Consider the following 20,660-nt stretch of genomic DNA (forward strand, 5'->3'; position numbering starts at 1 on the left):
TTAAAGAAACTCTTTCAACGAACCAGGGGACAATATCTTCGCCAAAGCACAAAAAATTCTATTTTATCCAACAAAGTTGAGAGGAGAGACAAAGATGAAAGTAAAGCAGGAACTGGAGCGAACGATCCGCTTGCCGCAAGCCGTGGCTTTATATATAGGAGCAGTGATGGGTTCAGGAATTTTACTGGTGCCGGGAATGTCTGCCGAAATGGCCGGTCCTGCTTCTCTGTTGGCATGGGGTGCAATGGTCATATGGATGCTGCCTATGGCTTTGGTCATGGGCTGGCTTGCCGCCGCGTACCCCCATGCCGGGGGAGTGGCCCATTATGTTTCGCGGGCATTTGGTGAAAAAGCCGGAGTCTATGCCGGGTGGTTCTTTCTGATGTCCGTGGTGATCGGCGCACCTGTGGCCGCCTTGACCGGGGCAGGTTATTTGAGCGCTGCCCTCGGGTGGGGGAATTTTGAGGTAATCATTCTTGGGACAGCCATTTTACTCATCGGTTTGACAGTTAACTACAGGGGAATGAAATTGAGCGGGCGAATTCAGGTAACCATCATTGTCGGCATTGTGGCGGTTTTACTTCTGGCCATCATCGGTTCCGTCCCCCACATTGAATCGCGAAATTTCACTCCGTTTATGCCGGCTGGCTGGATCAGTGTCGGTCAGGCTGCCTCCATCCTCTTCTGGTGCTTTATCGGCTGGGAGGCCGTCTCCCACCTTTCCGAGGAATTCGTCAATCCGAAACGAGACTCTGTCAGAGGTGTAATCATCGCCTCAACCGTTGTGGGATTGCTTTATTTCCTAACCGCCTTTGCCACCGTTGGTACAAAAAGTTACGGTACAGAGATGGGGTCAGATGTTGCTCTGGTGAAAGTAATCAACCAGATGTTTGGCTGGGGTGGTAGTATTTTGGCCGGGGCAACCAGTTTCCTGATCTGTTCAGCTACAGTTATCGCCTATGTGGGAGCTGCTTCACGTCTCGCGTATGCAATTGCCCGTGACGGAAACGCACCATCGGCCCTCGCCCGCTTATCGAAAAAATATGCCACACCTGTTGGTGGACTCACCTTTTTGGCTGTCTGCTTCCTTATGATCATTACTCTGTACGGAGCAGGGTGGATTTCTCTCACCACTCTGATTCAATTGCCGAATGCTACATTTATCCTGACTTATCTTGCAGGATGTGCCGCCGGGGTCCGCCTGCTGGCAAACTCACGCTGGGGCTTCCGCATCAGCTGGATCTCCCTGATATTAACGGCAGCTGTTTTCCCCTTTACCGGCTGGGCTATTGTGTATCCGGCGATGATTGCCCTCTTTGTCTGGCTGAGTTACCGGTATTCAAAATCGAAAAATCCCAATCGGGCAGCAGTGGCGGCATCTTGTAAAAAAGACATGAAGATGGAACGAACTTAAAGTTATTTAAGAGTAAAAAAGACACTTATCAAAATGGATTCTATTCCTGCACGGCCTTGAGCAATCCGGGAGCCAGGGGCGACTGAAACAGCTTAGAGCCTATGTTCTATGTGTACCCGGAGTGCCCCCTTCATCTCTTTCAACTGTTACCTGATCCGTCTCCGTCGGTGATGATAAAATATAAACACCTTTAAACCCTTCATCTTTTAACGTTTGAAGGGAATGACGGAGATTTTTCATCTGGTTGCTGATGGCGTGAACAGGAACAGTCCGGTAGGTTCTGACTTGATTTCTTTCCTGGCAAATTTCTTCAGGAAAGTTAAAAACTATCGCAACAGATGGACAATCATATCTCTCTGCGATTTGCAACAGTTGTTTTCTTTGTTCTCTCTTTACATTAGTTGCATCTGAAACTGTGAGCTTTCCTCGTTTTAAACGTTTCTCGGCAACATCATATAGAAGCTCAAATGCATCTCCGGATGCGGAAATATCATTTTCATCATCGGTAATCAGACTGCGAAAAAAATCGGATGACAAGATCTCCGTAGCCCGAAAATGCTTTCTGGCAAAAGTTGATTTTCCACATCCTGCTGCTCCGATCAACACAACCAATGAAAATTTTGGAATCCGGATATTCATACAGGCATACTCCCTCAGTTTTTACCTATTTAAACCGTACTCATCATGATTTTTCACAACACATCCGGTTTATATTCTCTCACCCCTGATTCCCTTGTTTGAGGACCTATGGGGATTCTTTTTTTTGTAAAACATGATCTTTCGACAACTTACAACAAAAAGAGCTTTTTTTGTTTTTATAGAAAGTGGTTATGGTATCTTGCTGCTAACATATGGTACGATTGCGGTTGAGACTAAATTTTATGGGTGAAGAAGGGGGTTGGGAGCCTTAGGCTCCTCACCAAATGAACAAACCAGAAGAGATTCGCAATATAGCTATCATTGCACATGTTGACCATGGGAAAACCACTCTGGTGGATGCGATGCTAAAACAAAGCCGCATTTTCCGCGAAAATGAGCAGGTGGACGAACGGATTATGGACTCCAACGCCCTTGAGCGGGAACGGGGGATTACTATCCTCTCAAAAAATACGGCGATTCAGTATAAAGGGATTAAGATCAACATTGTAGACACTCCGGGACACGCAGACTTTGGCGGAGAAGTTGAACGGGTTATGAATATGGTGGACGGGGTTCTGCTCCTGGTAGATGCCGTAGAGGGCCCGATGCCGCAAACTAGGTTTGTATTGCGTCAGGCAATTGAGCGCGGGCATAAAGTGATTGTTGTCGTCAACAAAATTGACCGTGAAAATGCCCGGCCGGACTATGTGATCAACACAACGTTTGATCTGTTTGTCGATCTGGGTGCATCAGATGAGCAATGTGAGTTCCCCGTGATCTATGCCAGCGGGTTGACCGGCTCCTCCGGACGTGAAGCAGATGCTCTTGAACCAACGATGGAACCGCTTTTTGAAGAAATTATCTCTTACCTGCCGGCTCCCAAAGCAAATGTGGATGGTCCCGCCCAGTTGCAAGCCACCCTGCTCGGTTTTGATGAATATAAAGGGCAGATTGTTATCGGGCGCTTGAACAGGGGAAAAATTCGCCGTAATCAATCTCTGGTTTTACTCACAACTGACGGTGGAAGCCGCCCCGTTAAAGCGGCTCACGTTTTTACCCACCAGGGTTTGCACCGCCAGGAGACGGAGGTAGCAATTGCCGGAGATATTATCGCCTTAACTGGCCTCGGGGAAGTGGGGATCGGAGACTCCATTGCCGATCCGGAATATCCGGAAGCTCTCCCCCCCATCCGTGTGGAAGAGCCAACACTACAGATGACTATCGGGGTTAATACCAGTCCGTTTGCAGGCCGCGACGGCACCTACCTCACTTCCCGCAAAATCCGTGAGCGACTGTTTCGGGAAGCAGAGAAAGATGTTGCCCTGCGGGTAGAAGATACCGATTCAGCAGATCATTTCCTGGTTTCCGGACGCGGAGAACTTCATCTGAGCATCCTGATTGAAAACATGCGCCGTGAGGGTTACGAGTTCCAGGTTAGCAAACCTGAAGTGATCTTGAAAGAAATGGGCGGCGTCAAAGTTGAACCTGTGGAAACCGTGGAGATTGAGGTCAGCAGTAATCACCAGGGGGCCGTTGTTGAGCTTCTCGGAAAACGAAAAGGACAGCTTCAGGATATGAGTGTACAGGAAAACGGAAATATCCATTTTACTTATAGAGTCCCGTCGCGCGGATTGCTTGGATTCAGGCAACAGCTGTTAACCGCTACCCGCGGGGAGGCGATTATGAATACGTTGCTGGCCGGATATGAACCATATGCGGGCGAGATTGACACCCATGAATACGGGTCCCTAATCGCCTGGGAGTCAGGGACGGCAACCACATATGCCCTTCATTCCGCTCAGGAGCGCGGACAGCTTTTTATCACTCCGGGTACGGAAGTATATGAGGGAATGGTTGTCGGCCAGCACATCAGGGATAATGACTTGGAAGTGAATGTATGCAAAAAGAAACATCTCACCAGCATTCGCCGCGCTACCGCCGAAGAAGCTTTACGGCTGGATACTCCCCGTCTCCTGTCCATCGACGATGCAATTGAGATACTCAAAGATGATGAATTGCTGGAAGTAACCCCCAAAACATTCCGCCTGCGAAAAAAATACCTGTCCAAAAACGAACGGGCCCGTCAGGCAAAGCAAAAAAGCTTTCAAAAATAATCAAAGGAAAACACCATCCTTTTGATCTGGACATCAGGGGATGGTGTTTTTTATCTCAAACACAGAGAAATGCTGTTTTGGGTGACTACATCGCCACTGAAACAGCGTGCTTCTCGCGCATCATCCAGTGCAGTAACCTGCATCCATCTGCGAAGGCACACACCATGCCTGATATTATCCGGTTTCCCGGGGCTTCATTCTCACGGTAGTTTTCATGTTCCACGCACTCAATGGCTATACCAGGCTCTTCCTTTCATCTCAACAATCAATTAGGCGGGTCTTTTCACTTGCAATTTATAAAACACTATTTCCTCTGTTTTCCGGCCAGCCACTCGTCATACGGCAGACGAGGCAATGAGAATGTTTCCCCCAACTTGCCATAGGTAGTTCCTGCCAGCCTGCTGACCGGGTCCAAACGAAATGTGTCAATTTTCCCGTCGAATATTAGAGAGTCATCAATATGAAACAGAACCACTTCACCAATGATTAAATCCGTGTTTGGATTCCCATCTTCTCCCCCAAGGGGCATCATCTGGTGGAGGCGGCATTCCATCTGTATCTTCGTTTCGGCAATACGCGGCACTTTCACCACCTCACTGGGCAACAGATGGAAACCAACCGCTTCCGCCTCACTCACATCAGATGGAAATTCAACCGAGGTATCGTTGACAAGATTAACATTCTCTCCATCTACAACATGAACGACAAACTCCTTCTGTTCAGCTATATTGCGAGCTGTATCCTTCATTCGCCCCCCCGGTTTACGGTTGACAGCTACACTGATTAGAGGGGGTGCGGTGCCGGCGACGTTAAAAAAGCTAAACGGGGCTGCGTTCACAAGTCCATATCCGTTTACAGAGGTTATGAAGGCGATCGGGCGGGGAAGAACACTGCCGATCAGAAGTTTGTAATTCTCTTGTTTCGTTTGCTGTTTTGGATCAATGCGCATTTTTTTCACCTGCTTACTCCGGTAGCCAGCTGTACATGTAGGCCGGGTCCTCGATTTCCAGAGCCGCTTTTGTCACCTTTAAAGGCTTAAATGTATCCACCATGACAGCCAGTTCTTCCGTCCGTTCCTTACCGATACTCGCCTCGGCTTTTCCGGGATGCGGACCGTGTGGCAAGCCGCTGGGATGAAGCGTGATTGATCCTTCATTGACTCCTTTGCGGCTCATGAAATTTCCTTTGACATAGTATAAAACTTCATCACTATTTACATTACTGTGAAAATATGGGGCGGGAATGGCAAGCGGATGATAATCATACATTCTTGGCACAAATGAACATACCACAAAATTTGGGCCGGCAAATGTCTGGTGAACGGGGGGCGGTTGGTGGATCGAACCGGTGATTGGTTCAAAATCTTCAATGTTGAAGGCCCAGGGGTATAAATATCCGTCCCATCCGACCACATCCAGGGGATGAAAATCGTACGTATAAGCATGAAGCTGATTTCTTGACTTCACGCGAACTTCAAAGGTACCTGTTTCATACCGGGGATTCAGCTTCTCCGGAATGCGGATGTCCCTCTCGCAATAAGGGCTGTGTTCCATCAATTGACCAAATTCATTGCGGTATCTCCTGGGCGGAGTAATCTCCCCAAATGACTCAATCACCAAAAAGCGAGATTCTTTACTCCTCATCTCCAATCGATACGTCGTCCCCACCGGGATCACCAGATAATCTCCCGCCCGATAGGGCAAATCGCCGAAGATCGTCTCAAGTGTTCCTTCTCCCTCATGAACAAAGATCACTTCATCTCCATCGCTGTTACGGAAAAAATAGTTCATCGGTGCAGTTGGTGTTGCCGTGGCAATCGCCACATCATCATTTACCAGCCAGTGGATCCGTCCATCAATCGGATCGCTCCCTGCTTTTGCGCGAAAAGTGAGCAGATGGCGATGGCGATTGACACCCGCTTCCTCTACCGGAACCGTCCAATCCCTGATGAGCCGGGCTTCTCTCACTTGTGCCGGTGCATGAATATGGTAAAGAATAGACTGAATCCCCGAAAACCCTTTTGTCCCCATCACCTCCTCGCGATACAGGCTCCCATCTTCCTGCCGAAATTGGATGTGCCGTTTGGCAGGAATTCTTCCCAACCGATGATAAAATGGCATGTTCTCCCCTCCAATATTTCTGCAGTCGAAATGTAAGCGGATTCATTTTTATTTTAACGTTTTTTGCACCAGAAGTCTCTTCATTCTAACGGATAGGTTGAATGCGGGTAGTGCTCACCAGCACTTTTTCAGCCATTCCAAAGCGGCAGATATGGTTGCAGGAAAATAAAAATGGATGCCGAATTATATACTACTGCCAGTCAGGTGATTAAATGGGAATTTATGTAATTAAAGGGTGTATTTAGTATAACCTGTTCTAAGGGAGTGTCATTGTTATGCCGAAACCTTTCCAAAGTCAATTTCTGAACCGCACTTTGGACCATCTTGAACTGGAATGTCCGAAATGCAACAGAAACTTTGAGCAATTATGTATTGTGGAAGACAGACAAGAAATGACATGCCCTTTCTGCGGTCTCAAACAAAAAGCTTCTCAATTTCTCTCTCAACAGACAGTTGAACAGATGTTGATCCTCGCACGCTACAAAATGTCCTTGGCCTGTAGTAAAACAGAAGAGAAGAGTTAAAGAGGAAAGAGTTTTTTTAGGCTAACAGATTGAATTAATAATGGAAATATTTAATGATAAAATAGATAATAAGAGATTTGTCTTATAAAAGGAACAGAGTTTAATCAAAATGATAGAAAATGAGAATAATCACGTTCGTTTAATCTTGTAGAGGAGTGGATCATTCCAGTGAAATTGCTGAAGGAAGTTTACACATGGTTTAGTTCAATCACAATTGGTGTAACCGTTGCTCTGATTATCAGTATTTTTGTCTTTCAACCGACAAAAGTACAGGGTAGTTCAATGGAACCAACTTTACATGACAATAATCGAATCTACGTCTCCAAACTTCCCCGCGCCTTAAAATATCAACCCAACTATGGAGATATCGTGATTATTGACAGCCGTATAAACAGGGAGCGGACACTGATCGACGACCTGGAGGACAGCTCCATCTACAAACTGTTTACCGGGAACGAACAACATAATATATGGGTTAAAAGAGTGATTGGCAAACCCGGGGATACCATCGAATTTAAAAATAATAAGATCTATCGAAACGGAAAACTATTGGAAGAAGATTATATAAAAGAATCGATGATGAATACACCGAATGAGAAATACAAGGTACCCGAAAATCACATCTTTGTAATGGGAGATAACCGGAACAACAGCCGAGACAGCCGGGAAATCGGTTATGTTCCCCTCGATCATGTTTTAGGAGTTAAATTGTTTTAAAAACAGGACGAACTCCCCGCCGGAGTTCGCTCTGTTCTATGATTAGCCCTGTTTCAAGTTTTAACCTTCCGGGAGATTCAGGAAGCTTTCTAAAAAGTGAATCATCATTGTATTTGCTGCTTTCCGTGGGAACTATTCTCAGTGACCCCGTATCGCGGCATCTGCCTGTTACTCCTGTAAAGCCTCACGGATTTAAAAATATAGCATCTCTTTGGGTCATCAATCTAATCATCCCCTTACCGTCTTGCGAACTGTCTGGCTACTTCTTTGGCACGCAGCAAAGCATTATGTAATATCCATGAATAGTTTTCAACTGTAGACGTCCCTTCAGCAATGATCGACTCAAGATCTGTAACCCCCATAAACGCAAGAATGGAACGAATATAACTGTCTCCAAACTCCATGGTTCTCTCTTTTCCCTGTGAATAGATCTCTCCCCGGGCCTGAATGTGAACAGCGTTTTTATTGATGAGCAATCCCTTAACCCCGCTATCTGTATACTTAAAAGTCTTACCCGCGATGCAGACTGCATCGAAGTAAGCTTTCATTTTCGGCGGTAAACCAAAGTTCCACAATGGTGTGACAAATATGTATTTATCTGCAAATACAAATTGATCGGTTAATTCATTGATCCGGTTTAACTTACGCCTTTCCGAAATGTTTAACGGAAACCCCTTCACTGATTTTTGCCAACCTTTAAATACGTCACTATCCAAGAGCGGAATGTCGATCTTGTAAAGATCTAATTCAATAATTGTATCCTGAGGATTGACTGATTTATAGGTGTTCAAAAATTCCCTGCCAACTTGTAAGGACACTGACAGGTATTCCGGTTTTGGATTGGCAGTTATATATAGAACTGTAGCCATTACATGACCCCTTTCTCTATCCATGTAAACAACTAATGAATATTCTCCTTGTTTTCTGATCACCATGTCTTCATATGATAATAAAATTATACAAGAATAAATGGCGTTTTTTCACGAAAAAAAAGAAAAAGATCAAATTTTGTGATTATCGGCTGAGATAATTGCCCATACCGCTCTGCGTGGACGCAAAAAGACGGCTCCACCTACAGGACCGTCTCTGATTGCCTCCTCATCGAAACGACATGAGTAGATATATTAATGTTTTTTCAACTCTTTCAGCCATGAGTGATCTCCGGGCTGAATATCTGATTGTTCTTTTACCGACAGATCTTCGGATAGAAATGTAGTCAACATCTCCCGGGTTCGCTCCTGCTTGGGAAGCTTTGAACATCTGCGGCTATGAACAACTTTTACCTTTTGAAAATACTCCTTCACACGGGCTGCTTTGCTTTTTGGTCCCGGCTTATTCCATAACCGGCGCATTTCTTTCTGCAGGGTTGGCATGGCCGCCGGATGAACATGATAATCTTCATCTGCAGCAATCCGTTCCAACATCACGGCCATCTCTTCAGGGGAGTAATCGGTAAACACATAGTGATGCTTCAGTTTGCCGGCAATTTGAGGATAGGAATTGATCCATCCGGCCGTCTCCGGCTCCGGACCCGCGATGATAATCGCCAATTCCGGTTCTTCCTGGTTCAGTATTTGTTGCAGGTGATCCAAAAGCACTTGCACGGAATCAAACGGCCACCTTCCCGGGGTGAGCAGATGAAGATGGTGCAGGTAGAGGATTCCTCCTTTTGCCTCCTGAATATATTGTTTAACCATTTTCCCGGTTGTCGCTTTTTCTTCATGAATCATGTCTGTGCTTCCGGCAATTACCACTTGGCCGGTATTGAGAAATCCCATTTCTTTCATGATCTGCCCATACAACTCTGCCACCCGCAGCTTCCCTGTATCAGGCGGACCCGTAAATAAAGCATGGATATTCAATGGCTCAGTCGTCTTAAAGCCCAGGCGCTTCCGATCCTGCAGATAATCGAGATAAAGAACTACTTCACGCAGGGTTTCTTTTACCTGCTCTTGTCCGATTACCTCGTCCAATTCCGTAAAAAGACGGTAGACTGGTTCACTAAAGGCGATGGCATCATTGTTATTAACTGGCACATCCACTTCCCGGCCATCTTCCTCTTTGCAGTGGCGAATCACCGGTTGGCTTTCATGAATATCCCAAACGGTTTGTTTCAATCCTTTAAAAGAGCACTGTTCAAACGTTCCCCGCCCATTTTCCTTTATTTCCGCTCCCAACAGACTGTCATACACCCGGCAATGGACAAACAGAGGATCAGCTGCCTGTGTGACATGGAGAGCCGCTTTCCTGGGAATGAGATAAACCTCTGTATCTTTAATAATCCCTTCTCCCTTTTGCGCCATATAGATTCCATGTTCATTCCCGTTGTAGATTTTACAGCGCAGCAAATCCAGTTTACCCGAATGGATGACTGATACGATATTTCCGTTAAACCCGTATAAATCGCAGCTTTCCATCAATCCTTTGCCCGCATCATAACTGACAACCGCTTCATAGTTGCCGTCATGGATGCGCGAACGCAAAAATTGCGGTTGGGCTTCACTCCTTATGGTTACCGCCGGCTTATGGATAAATCCGAACAAATCACAACTTTCAACAATTCCGCCCGCTTCCTCTTCAAATAAAAAGGCACCGCCTTGGCAATTTTTAATTGTACAGTGTTGAAAGCGCGGTTGGGAATGCTGAGATACGCGCACGGCAGGCAGCTCTTTCCCAAAGCCGAACAGTGTGCAATCCTGAAATACTCCTTTCCCCTGATGGATGGCTACTCCGCTCTCTAACCCGTCGTGAATCTTACAGCGAATAAAAGAAGGATTTCCCCCATCGATTCCAATCGCCGGACTGTAATCGAAGCCGTATATGTTACACTCCTCAAACGTCCCCTTCCCGTTCTCCTCCACAAACACACCATAACCCGGATTTCCAGTGAGGGTACAGTGACGAAAAACCGGATTTCCGTCAGCAATAAACACAACGGAGACATCACTGTGACTGGATAGATGACAATCTTCCAAAAGCACTTTGCCATTGCTTTGGTTTAAAATAGCCACGTTTTTGACGCTGAAAAAACGGGAACGGCGGAAAACGGGCTCAGCCTCATTGCCGATGATCGACACACATGGCCCCAATTCCGACAAAACTTCACAACCGTCTAAAACCAGTGATCCCCGGGTAACAAGAACCGTTGCTGATCTGTTTCTTTTTGACTGCCGTAAAGTTACATTTTTAATCACCGCATATTCAGTTCCCATCTCAATCGCGGCTTGTTCTGTCCCCTGGATGATAATCTCTTCTTTCGGCCCTGTGCCGATGATTTCTATGTACCGGTCAATCCAAATATCCTCTTTATAAATACCCGGCTCAACCTCAATTACACTTCCCGCCGGTGCGTTTAAAATCGCTGTCTGGATACTGCGGTATTTAGCAAACAATTTTCGTGACACGCGAATTCTGGACACCTTCTTTCCACCCGCCTTTCTCCTTGTGTCCATCCCTCTCTATCATGTTCATCCATATGATTTCTTTTTAACAATTTCCCTTCAGTTTCAAATATATCACGCTTGTGGGTGAAAACATAATATATGTTCCTCTTTTATCGTTATCAATCGCCGGATCCTTTTATGTTCCTTCACATTTTATTTTTGCGGGGAAGTTGATTGCCCAAAAGGGAACATATACTTTCGCGATCCGGACGGAACATCTTGGTGGTGTACCGGTAACACGGCAAGCCCAACCATTCGCCGTGATTGAAAAACGGCAAAAAGCCGCAGGGTTGTTCCCGCGGCTTTTTCTTATTCGTAATACTTTAGCAAATATTCACGGATCATATCGCTTTCTGGTTGATTGTTTGTCTCTTTTGGCTTTAATTCGGCCCCGCACACCTCACAGCGATGATTTTCTTCCGAATCGTGCAATTGGGTGATCACCGGGAATCTCCTCCAGTGAAAGATGATTTTAAATACATTATATTATAACAATAACTGTTATGCAACAGATTGTATTATAACAAATAAAAGAGGAAAAACAGATTCTATGTTGTCAAAAAATCAGCATGTTCATACTTGACTGCATTTTTGCAAAAAGATGGCTCCTTGTCAGAATTTATTTGGCCAATCCCTCCCAAATTGCATCTTATTATCGCCCGCTTTCCTTTACCATATGTATCTGCAAAGAAGATGGTCAATCTCATATTCTACCTGACTCATAAAAGAACCCCGGATTCATCAAGCTCCCGGGGCTCTTTTAACGGACGGATCTGTTTATTCTTTATCCTGTTGTCTAAATGACCTTAAAAATAGTCATTATTATCTATTCCGGCAATTTATTTTTCTATCGAATAGATCACAACTGGGATAGATTGAAACAACGTTTCCTTTTCTTTGCTCATGCCGATTTTTTCTGCTACCTTGATGGATGCCAGATGATCCGGTTGAATGATACAGACTAATCTTTTTATTTTTAACTTTGTAAAGGCATAATCACGAAAAGCAGCTGCCGCTTCACTTGCATAACCTTGCCCCCAGTATTTCTTTGCCAACCAGTAGCCGATCTCCCACTCCATTTTCCCATCTACTTCTTGGGGAACAATCCCGGCATGTCCCAGGTATTCACCTGTCTGTTTTAGTACAGCCAGATGCAATCCAAACCCTTGCCCTCTTTTCTCCACCCAACGTGAGAAAATTTCCTGTATCTCCGCTTTCGTTTTTATTTTTCCGTCTCCAATATAACGAACTACTTCAGGGTCTCTCCACAGCGATATGACAAAATCCAAATCCCCGGATTGATAAGGACGAAAGTATATTCTCTCGGTTTCAAGCATGTTCTTTCCTCCAACTCGAAGATTGCTCTTTAAACAGACAACCCTCATGACTTGCCGGCACAACCTTGGGATGAAAGTTTGAATCATGCCGGGGAAGCAGAATTCCGGGGAGCGACCTATCTTTTCGCAGCCTCCAGAACTGTCATAAAAAAACCCGGCATCCAGGAACCCTGTGGGAATACTGGATTTTATTTAGATTCACCTTTATATTTTAGTAGCTTAACCCATGTCCAAACGAATACAGACCTTCGATCGACACAGGCAATTTTCCACCCGGCTGGGCTCCGTAAAGAACTTCTGCGGCGGCCCGCAACATCGTCGGGTTGGCTGTTTGCCAGCGGTCAATCGCATAAGTACTCATAAAAGCCTTTACTTCAGGGACATATTTGATGTCGTAGGGCAATCCAATCGCCACTACAGCGACAGGTTTATTCAGTTGATTCAAAGCCTTGATCAATTTGACCTGTCCCTCGGGCAAGACGCTTTGTGAATAACTGGCAACAACGATTTGGTCTGCATTTTCAGCCAGCTTAACCGCAGCCGCAATTTCCGGGTCCGTCGGATTTGCCGAAGATGCTTGCCATGTTGTCACCTGATTCCCGCTCACTTGTTCAATGGATGAGGCGAGCGTGTTCACATGGTGGACTCCGGCCACAAAAGTGGTTCCTTGATTCTTGGCCAAAGGCAGAACCGCGTTCTTATTTTTCACCAGTGTAACAGACCGCTTACCGATCTCATTGGCCGCTTGTTTAAACTTTTCTTGACCGATCACTTTCTCCGCTTTGTCCGGGTTTACATAGCGCCGGTGATCCAAATGATATTTATATTTTGCTTTTAAAACACGCTTGACAGATTGATTAAGGTGTTGTTTGGACAACTTCCCTGTTTTGGCGGCATCGATCAGAGCGTTGTATGTCTCTTGTTGATCCTTTACTCTGTTGGCCACCATCACTACATCTGCACCAGCTTGAATAGCCATCACTGTCGCTTCACCCATTCCCCAGTTTTTGGAGATGGCATCCATCCACATCGCGTCGGTCACAATGAGACCATTATAACCCAATTTCCCCCTTAAATATCCATCCAGCACTTTGGGTGATAAGGTTGCCGGCAAGTCGGGGTCAAGTGCCTTTACGATAATATGGGCCGTCATGATGGAGTCTGTTCCTGCCTTTATGGCCGCTGTAAATGGTGGCAGGTGGACCTTTTCCAGTGTATTCAAGTCATAGGCCACTGTTGGCAAACCCAGATGAGAATCGACGCTGGTATCGCCGTGGCCGGGGAAATGTTTGGCGGAGGCAATCACGCCTTCCTTCTGATATGCTTTTACTTGGGCTGTCGTCATCTCGGAAACCAGTTCCGTGTTCTCTCCAAATGAACGAACCCCGATCACCGGGTTGGCGGGATTGGTATTTACATCGGCAACCGGAGCAAAGTTCCAGTTAAATCCGACAGCTCGGGCTTCTTTGGCCGTAATCCGCGCAGACAGACCCGCAAGAGGCGGTTGATTTGTTGCAGCAATACCCATCAGTCGGGGGAAGGTTGTTGCATGGTCCGGCATCCGCTGTGCCGCACCGTACTCCAAATCCGCAGAGACCAGAAGCGGAATTCCCAGACGTGTATCTTCCGCCCATTTTTGCAATTGATTGATGTATTCTGCCGTTGCTTTGGGGCTTCTTTTTCCGTAAAGAATCACAGATCCGACTTTATAGTTCTGAATCGCGGCCCGGGTCATTTCAGATGGCTGTCCATCCGGCTGGTCAGTGGTCGTAATCATCATTAATTGACCTACTTTTTCTTCATCAGTCATCTTTGACAACATACGTTCAATCTTTGTCTCCAATTTTTTTTCTCCACCGGCCACAGTTGCCTGGGCAAATACGGGAGGTCTGATAATAGTGAATAGGGCGAATAGGGAAACAATTGCAACCAGTCCTGATAGCCTCCATCGTTTTTCCATCTTTCCCATCCCTTTCTCTGTAAAATTAGAGCCGTTTAATATTTCGTTATGAAATAATTTTATCCTTCTTAGTATTTAAAATCATACAAAAAAGCGCCGATAAGGGCGCTTATCATTGTGTGATGCATCAATATTGAACCAGTGAAACAATATCCAGTTCCTTTAATTTATCGCGGCCATTGAGATAGGTTAATTCAATCAAAAAAGCAAGCCCGATGGGTTGCCCCCCTAACTGCCGGACTAGATCAAGAGTAGCGGAAATCGTACCGCCGGTTGCCAAAAGGTCATCGGCGATTAATACTTTTTGCCCCGGTTGTATGGCATCTTTGTGAATGGCGAGAGCATCTTTGCCGTATTCCAAACTATAGTTGGCTTCAACGGTTTCAGCCGGCAATTTACCCGCTTTGCGCACAGGGACAAAGCCAATTTCCAGAGCATAGGCTAATGGTGCTCCCACCACGAATCCTCTTGCTTCCGGCCCGACAATCACATCTATTTGCTTACCCTTCAGCTGGTCTGCCAGTTGATTGATCGCCGCCTTATAAGATGGCCCATCTTTTAATAGTGTAGTAATATCTTTAAACCGAATTCCCGGATGCGGAAAATCTGGAATCACCCGAATCTTCTCTTTGAAGTCCATTATTTTTTCCTCCTAAGTGCCATTTAAACTTGACGTTTGTCAACAGATAATTGCAAAGTTCCCGATACGAAGAGTAAACGAGTGTCTGCAATACTTGTTCCCTGGCTAACTGACGCTGGTATAACTTCGATTCAGTCAACGCTTTTTTAATTGGATGAGGATCAACATGAATAAGGCCTTGTTCGATTCTTAAGAACCCTAACTCCTCAAACACATGAATCATAAAGGAAAGCGGTCTCTTTTGCAATCCCGTTACCCGCATTAATGACGGCATATGCCGGCTGATGGAAATAGTCCCTTTTCCCGCCAGCGCTTGATATAATCGTTTAAATTGTTCACGAGTCGGCACTTTCACCAATAAATCATCAAAATCGGCGTCCCCGTAGATAAAGTACAGACGCTCCGCTTCCCGGCAATAGCTTAACCCCCGAATAAACAGTTCCATCGATGGCGGAGGATCCACGAAGACAAAATTCTTTGCCTCTCTCGCTTTTTCCTCCCATCTGTCTATCTCCAAGTCCTCCCAAAAAATAACGCGATTTGGCCCTTTTTCAGCAATCAACTGTGGCTGGGAACAAGATTTTGCACAGATAAAGCGATAACTTTCCTCTTCGATCCCGGATAACCATTCCAACTGTACACGGTTGCTGCGCCAATCGAACACTTGCAAGTGAGGGATCGAGAGATCACGAATTAGCAGTTGCGGTGTTCGCTTTCCATTCCATTCATTCATCTGCAATTCGCCTAACAATTGGACTTTAGCATAGGGAGCCATCTCCTGTGCAAGATCGGCTAAACGGAAACCTACTGCATCCATATGGTGCCCCCCTGCCTCTAAATACAACTTTAAATGCTGTTTCTGCTGTCCAATCAATTGCACGCGGGTGATATTGGCTTCACGAACAACAAATAAGGGCGTCGGGTTGCCCATCCCGTACGGGGCGAGTGCTTGCAACTGGTCAATGAGTTGCGGCTGGATCTGGTCTAACGTTAGCTCTTCTTCCGGCACAGTCAGCGGGGTATAATCCTCAGGAGCAAGCCATTCTTTTGCCAGTGCAGTCAATCGGTCATGAAAGGATGGGAGGTGGTCTGTTGGCAAGGTCATTCCCGCCGCCATGTAGTGGCCTCCGTAATGGGGCAACAGATCCCGGCAAGCAGTTAATGCCTTATACATATCAAACCCGGCAATACTACGCGCCGATCCTTTTGCCATTTTACTTTCCTCGTCCACCCCAAGCACAATGACCGGGCGATAATATTTTTCTACTAAACGTGAGGCAACAATGCCGATTACTCCGACATTCCATCCCTCTTTGGCCACAACGATGACATGACGGTGGCGTTCAGGAGAGGCCTCTACTTCAGCCACTGCTTCTTCGGCCATCTCCTCCACGAGCTGCTGCCGTTCACGATTCATCAGATTGAGCTCTTCCGCGATAAGGCGGGCCTGTTCCCAATTTTTTGTAACAAGTAAGTCAACAGCCTGATTAGCGGAATCCAAACGACCACTCGCATTAATCCGTGGACCGAGAGAAAATCCAACATGGCCTGCTGAAACATCCTGATCGATCCCGGACACTTCCAGGAGGGCAGCAATCCCGACATGCTCCCGTAAATTCATCCTCTTTAAGCCGTATGTAGCAAAAACGCGATTCTCATCCACAAGTGGAACAAGGTCAGCAATCGTCCCCAGCGCAACGATTTCCAGCAATTCCTCTGGCACCCGGCCCAATAAAGCGGTTGCCAGTTTAAATGCAACTCCGACTCCGGCCAATTTGTCAAAAGGGTAAGAGCAAGCCGGTTTTTTGGGGTTGATTACCGCCAGGGCGTCCGGCAGGGTTTCCGGCGGTTCATGGTGATCAGTAATAATCAGGTCCAATCCCAGCTCTTTTGCGAATCCGGCTTCCATGACGGCACTGATTCCGGTGTCGACGGATATAATCAGCTGAAATCCGCGCTCCTTGGCCAACTGCAGTGCCTCTTTATTGATACCGTAGCCTTCACGAAAGCGATTCGGAATATAGTAATCCACATCTGCCCCTAATTGCCGTAAAACCATAATCATTAAACTGGTACTACTGACACCGTCAGCGTCATAATCCCCGTATACGAGAATCTTTTCCCCCTGCCGGATCGCACGGTGGATTCGCTCAACAGCTTCATGCATCCCGTCAAGTAAAAAGGGGTCATACAAATCATCCAGACGGGGGTTTAAAAATCGCTTTGCTTGCACTGCATCATCGATTTCCCTCCGGATCAACATTCGGGCAACCGTAGGGTGAATGTTTAACTCTTTACTTAACTTCCGGCACCGGTCCGGGTCGATCTGCGCCGGTTGCCACCGGGTTTTTGAACGTAACATCATCCGTTCACCTCGCTTTGCGTTTACCATTATAGCACAAAGCAAGTCTCCTACATTACCTTATGTAGTACCGGAATCGTAAGGGTTAATATGAACAAGCACATTGGAAACATGCGGGAATTTTCCCATCAAAGTTTTTTTCACATTTTTTCCGATTCGATGCCCTTCTTCTACAGTGATATGGGGATCAACGGCGATTCGGATATCCACAATTACATAATGACCATGCTGCCTTGCTAATAACTCATCTACCTTGATCACCCCGTTTACCTGTGCCGCAGTCTCCAGCAGATCTCTGGATTCCTCCGCATTGAGTACACGATCCAGCGCATCACCAATCGATTCCCTGGCCAGCCGGTAAGCCATAAATAAAACAAAGATTGAGACTCCAATTCCGGCCACCGGATCAAGATAGACTAGCTCAGGAACTCCGATATAGCCTCCAACAATCGATCCCAGAATCCCCAGCAACGCCGCCAGGGTGGAAAAAACATCGGAACGATGATCCCAGGCATTGGCAATAATCGCCTGGCTGTCTATTCGTTTGCCCAGACGATATGTATAACGAAACAAAATTTCTTTGGCAAGGATGGAGAATACGGCAGCAGCAACAGCCATCCACCCGGGAGGCTTAATTGGCTCCAAAAAAGCCTCCACCGACCGGTAACCCACCTCCAGCCCGACCCCGGCAATCAAAACAGCGACAACAATAGCCGCAATGGTTTCTGCCTTTCCGTGCCCGTAAGGATGCTCTTCATCGGGAGGAGTGTGGGCCAAACGAACTCCAAACAGGACGGCGACGGAGCTGACTACATCGGTGGCGGAGTTGGCAGCATCAGCGATCAAAGCCCGGCTTCCTGACATCATGCCTGCTGCTCCTTTTAAAACGGCTAAACAGGCATTTGCGATAATCCCTACCCATGCTCCCCGTTTCGCCTCTTGATACCGGGTATTACTCATACGCAGTTACCTCCAAAAGATGAGCCGCGGACGAACCGCGGCCTGCTCAATGAAAGTTTACGTATGTTACTGTTAATCTATTCGGTGACCACTTGATCACGGTTTTTTTCTTTTTGCAACGAGCGCCATTTCCACCCGACCCAGATCTGGCTGGCAAGGAAAATGGAAGAGTACGCTCCCGAAAGCAATCCCAACAGCAGAGCCAGAGAGAAGTTTCGGATACTCTCTCCACCCAGCAGGAAGAGAGCAAGAGCGGCAAAAGCAACTGTCAAAACGGTATTGATCGAACGTGTCAACGTCTGAAGAAGACTCTCATTGACCACTTTTGAAAGTTCTTCCCATTTGGTCGGTTTTACCCGTTTCATATTTTCGCGGATGCGGTCAAAGATCACAATTGTATCGTTAATTGAATAACCGATAATCGTAAGCACAGCTGCAATAAAGACAATATCCACCTCTAACCGCAAAATGGAAAACATCCCCACCGTAAAGAGGGCATCATGAAACAGGGCGATGATCGCCGCAACGGCAAAGCGGTATTCAAAGCGCACCGTCACATAGAGGATAATCACCGCCGAGGCGATCAGCACCGAGATGATCGCGTTTTTAGCAAGTTCGCGCCCGATAATCGGATCAACGACCTGCTCTTGCATACTAACCTTTTGTTTGAATGCCTCATTAAACTTCTGAATGATTTTTGCCTTTTCCGGTTGGCTGATCTCTTTATCTACGCGGAATATGAGAATGTCCTGGTTTGGGCCGCCAACACGGGCATTGGGGTTCTTGTAGCCAAGATTCTCCAGTACCTGCCTGGATTTTTCAAGATTAACCTGTTTCTCAAATTTAATATCCAGGCGGGAACCGCTAACAAAATCAATTCCCAGGTTAAGTCCCTGAAGGAGTAAGGATCCAATCGCTAAAACCATAAGGATGATGCTGATGGTAAAATAAATTTTTCGTTTGCTAACAAAGTCTATTTTAAAGGTCACTGATCTCATCCTCTCTCACGCCAAACAGCCCGGGATGTTTTAGCAGGTTGGATCGGATTAATAAGTTCATCAAAATCCGTGATAAGCCTACCGCCGCGATAAAGCTGACGATAATACTTACAATCAAGGAAACGGAAAATCCTTTTACAGCAGCCGTTCCATAGAAGAAGAGAACACCTGCCGCAATGATTGTGGTGATATTGGCGTCAAAAATCGTCCAGAAGGACCGCCGGGATCCCGATCTCATCGCAGCCGGAACACTTTTCCCGATCCGCAACTCCTCACGAATCCGTTCATTCATAATTATGTTTGCGTCAACCGCCATCCCGATTCCAAGAATGAACGCCGCAATTCCGGGCAGGGTTAAGGTGACATCCAACAGCATAAATGTCAAAAGTACCAGGTAAGAATAAGCAATGAGAGTGACTGTAGCGATCATACCGGGCAAACGGTAATAACCGATAACAAATATAAAGATAGCGAGAATCGCATATACTCCGGCGATCAGGCTGTCCTTCATGGATGCAGCCCCCAGGCTGGCGTCAACAGCAAAGCTTTGCACTTCTTCCAGTTCAATCGGAATCGCTCCCGCATTCAGGAGGTCTACCAGTTTCTGTGCCTCCTCTACTGACCGTTGACCATCTATCTGGGCATTTCCACCGGTAATGACAGTTTGAATGACAGGCGCACTTAACTGAGTTTCATCCAGATAAATAGGCATAGGCTGCCCTAAGTATTTTCTCGTTACATCTTCCAACTTTTTAGGATTTTTCATCTGCAATGTCACCAGCGGCTGGTTTGTTTGAGGATCGTAGTCAACCTTGGCTCCATGCTCTTTTAAATCTTTTCCGTCAATCAATACCTTTTTTCCCGTCGGGTCACGAAAAGTGAGTTTCGCAGGTTTACCTAACAATCGGCGTGCTTCAGCCTGGTCTTTGACCCCCGCCAGCTGTACACGGATTCGATTGGGCTCTTCAACAGTAATTTCCGGTTCGGTCACACCGATCACATCGACCCGGTTCCGAATCGCACTGGCGGCATCATGCAAAATTTGCGCATTCACTTTTTGTCCCTTTTTTGCTTGATAGAGGACTTCAAATCCACCTTGTAAATCAAGTCCCTTGGTAATATTGTTCCATATTTTGCCGGTGGTTGTGGCCGCTGTTCCCAATATTGCAACCACCAGGAGGATAAATATGGTCAATTTCCCTTTACGAAGCTTCATCCTTTGCTCCTCCTTCATTCAAAGCACCATAGCTATAATTATCCCAACTGAAACAGGCAATGTCAATTTGCACAGAAACACCTGGCTTCAAAAATACCAACTCTTCACTGATAATAGAAAATGGATGGAACGCGTAACCCGGGCATGAAATATTGGTAGGATTCCAACATATCAAAGATTTTATCTTGTCTCCGGTTCACAAAAATTGTACCATCT

At 46.3% G+C, this 20,660-nt stretch carries 16 protein-coding genes; 3 read left to right on the forward strand and 13 right to left on the reverse strand.

Features of this window, described 5'->3' with window-relative positions; all coding sequences use genetic code 11:
* Nucleotides 1-94: 94 nt before the first annotated feature.
* Nucleotides 95-1,414 (forward strand): APC family permease, encoded by a 1,320-nt coding sequence (locus I8U27_RS14955; RefSeq protein WP_181753504.1) that lies wholly within the window; start codon nucleotides 95-97, stop codon nucleotides 1,412-1,414.
* Nucleotides 1,415-1,513: 99 nt separating this feature from the next.
* Here the strand turns inward: I8U27_RS14955 and I8U27_RS14960 are convergent, their stop codons facing one another.
* Nucleotides 1,514-2,053, reverse strand: coding sequence for an AAA family ATPase (locus I8U27_RS14960; protein ID WP_181753506.1), 540 nt, complete (start codon nucleotides 2,051-2,053; stop codon nucleotides 1,514-1,516).
* Nucleotides 2,054-2,337: 284 nt separating this feature from the next.
* On the opposite strand from I8U27_RS14960, the gene typA reads away from it, so the two are divergent.
* Complete coding sequence (gene typA / locus I8U27_RS14965; protein ID WP_181753509.1) at nucleotides 2,338-4,167, forward strand: translational GTPase TypA; 1,830 nt, start codon at nucleotides 2,338-2,340, stop codon at nucleotides 4,165-4,167.
* 304 nt (nucleotides 4,168-4,471) lie between these two features.
* Here typA and I8U27_RS14970 read toward each other — a convergent pair whose 3' ends face one another.
* Entirely contained in the window at nucleotides 4,472-5,116 is a 645-nt protein-coding gene (locus I8U27_RS14970) for a flavin reductase family protein (RefSeq protein WP_181753596.1), read from the reverse strand.
* Nucleotides 5,117-5,129: 13 nt separating this feature from the next.
* The gene (locus tag I8U27_RS14975; RefSeq protein WP_181753511.1) at nucleotides 5,130-6,287 is read right to left on the reverse strand and encodes a homogentisate 1,2-dioxygenase; all 1,158 of its coding nucleotides are present in this window, start codon (nucleotides 6,285-6,287) and stop codon (nucleotides 5,130-5,132) included.
* A 701-nt stretch (nucleotides 6,288-6,988) separates the two neighbouring features.
* Between I8U27_RS14975 and lepB the strand changes: the two genes are divergently transcribed.
* Nucleotides 6,989-7,528: a signal peptidase I gene (lepB, locus tag I8U27_RS14980; protein ID WP_181753598.1), complete on the forward strand. Its 540-nt coding sequence runs from the start codon at nucleotides 6,989-6,991 to the stop codon at nucleotides 7,526-7,528.
* A 236-nt stretch (nucleotides 7,529-7,764) separates the two neighbouring features.
* On the opposite strand, the gene I8U27_RS14985 is transcribed toward lepB, so the two are convergent.
* The 10 genes from I8U27_RS14985 to secD all read right to left on the reverse strand — a co-directional run bounded on the left by I8U27_RS14985 (nucleotide 7,765) and on the right by secD (nucleotide 20,444).
* The gene (locus I8U27_RS14985; RefSeq protein ID WP_181753513.1) at nucleotides 7,765-8,397 is read right to left on the reverse strand and encodes an FMN-dependent NADH-azoreductase; all 633 of its coding nucleotides are present in this window, start codon (nucleotides 8,395-8,397) and stop codon (nucleotides 7,765-7,767) included.
* Between the two features lie 255 nt (nucleotides 8,398-8,652).
* Complete coding sequence (locus tag I8U27_RS14990) at nucleotides 8,653-10,947, reverse strand: right-handed parallel beta-helix repeat-containing protein (protein WP_181753515.1); 2,295 nt, start codon at nucleotides 10,945-10,947, stop codon at nucleotides 8,653-8,655.
* A gap of 333 nt (nucleotides 10,948-11,280) precedes the next feature.
* A complete protein-coding gene (locus tag I8U27_RS21065; protein ID WP_258567801.1) occupies nucleotides 11,281-11,415 on the reverse strand; it encodes a hypothetical protein in 135 nt (44 codons plus the stop codon).
* 395 nt (nucleotides 11,416-11,810) lie between these two features.
* Nucleotides 11,811-12,308, reverse strand: coding sequence for a GNAT family N-acetyltransferase (locus tag I8U27_RS14995; protein WP_181753517.1), 498 nt, complete (start codon nucleotides 12,306-12,308; stop codon nucleotides 11,811-11,813).
* Nucleotides 12,309-12,519: 211 nt separating this feature from the next.
* Nucleotides 12,520-14,268, reverse strand: coding sequence for a glycoside hydrolase family 3 protein (locus I8U27_RS15000; protein WP_181753519.1), 1,749 nt, complete (start codon nucleotides 14,266-14,268; stop codon nucleotides 12,520-12,522).
* A gap of 127 nt (nucleotides 14,269-14,395) precedes the next feature.
* Nucleotides 14,396-14,908, reverse strand: a complete 513-nt coding sequence (locus tag I8U27_RS15005; RefSeq protein WP_181753521.1) for an adenine phosphoribosyltransferase — start codon at nucleotides 14,906-14,908, stop codon at nucleotides 14,396-14,398.
* Nucleotides 14,847-17,270: a single-stranded-DNA-specific exonuclease RecJ gene (gene recJ, locus I8U27_RS15010; protein ID WP_181753523.1), complete on the reverse strand. Its 2,424-nt coding sequence runs from the start codon at nucleotides 17,268-17,270 to the stop codon at nucleotides 14,847-14,849. The genes I8U27_RS15005 and recJ overlap by 62 nt, the downstream gene beginning before the upstream one ends.
* Before the next feature lie 60 nt (nucleotides 17,271-17,330).
* Nucleotides 17,331-18,230, reverse strand: coding sequence for a cation diffusion facilitator family transporter (locus I8U27_RS15015; RefSeq protein WP_181753525.1), 900 nt, complete (start codon nucleotides 18,228-18,230; stop codon nucleotides 17,331-17,333).
* A gap of 77 nt (nucleotides 18,231-18,307) precedes the next feature.
* Nucleotides 18,308-19,219, reverse strand: coding sequence for a protein translocase subunit SecF (secF, locus tag I8U27_RS15020; RefSeq protein ID WP_309506164.1), 912 nt, complete (start codon nucleotides 19,217-19,219; stop codon nucleotides 18,308-18,310).
* On the reverse strand, nucleotides 19,209-20,444 hold the full coding sequence (secD, locus tag I8U27_RS15025; protein ID WP_181753529.1) for a protein translocase subunit SecD: 1,236 nt from the start codon (nucleotides 20,442-20,444) through the stop codon (nucleotides 19,209-19,211). The genes secF and secD overlap by 11 nt, the downstream gene beginning before the upstream one ends.
* Between the last annotated feature and the right edge of the window lie 216 nt (nucleotides 20,445-20,660).

This window comes from Paenactinomyces guangxiensis, assembly GCF_016055185.1.
Classification (GTDB): Bacteria; Bacillota; Bacilli; order Thermoactinomycetales; family Thermoactinomycetaceae; genus Paenactinomyces; species Paenactinomyces guangxiensis.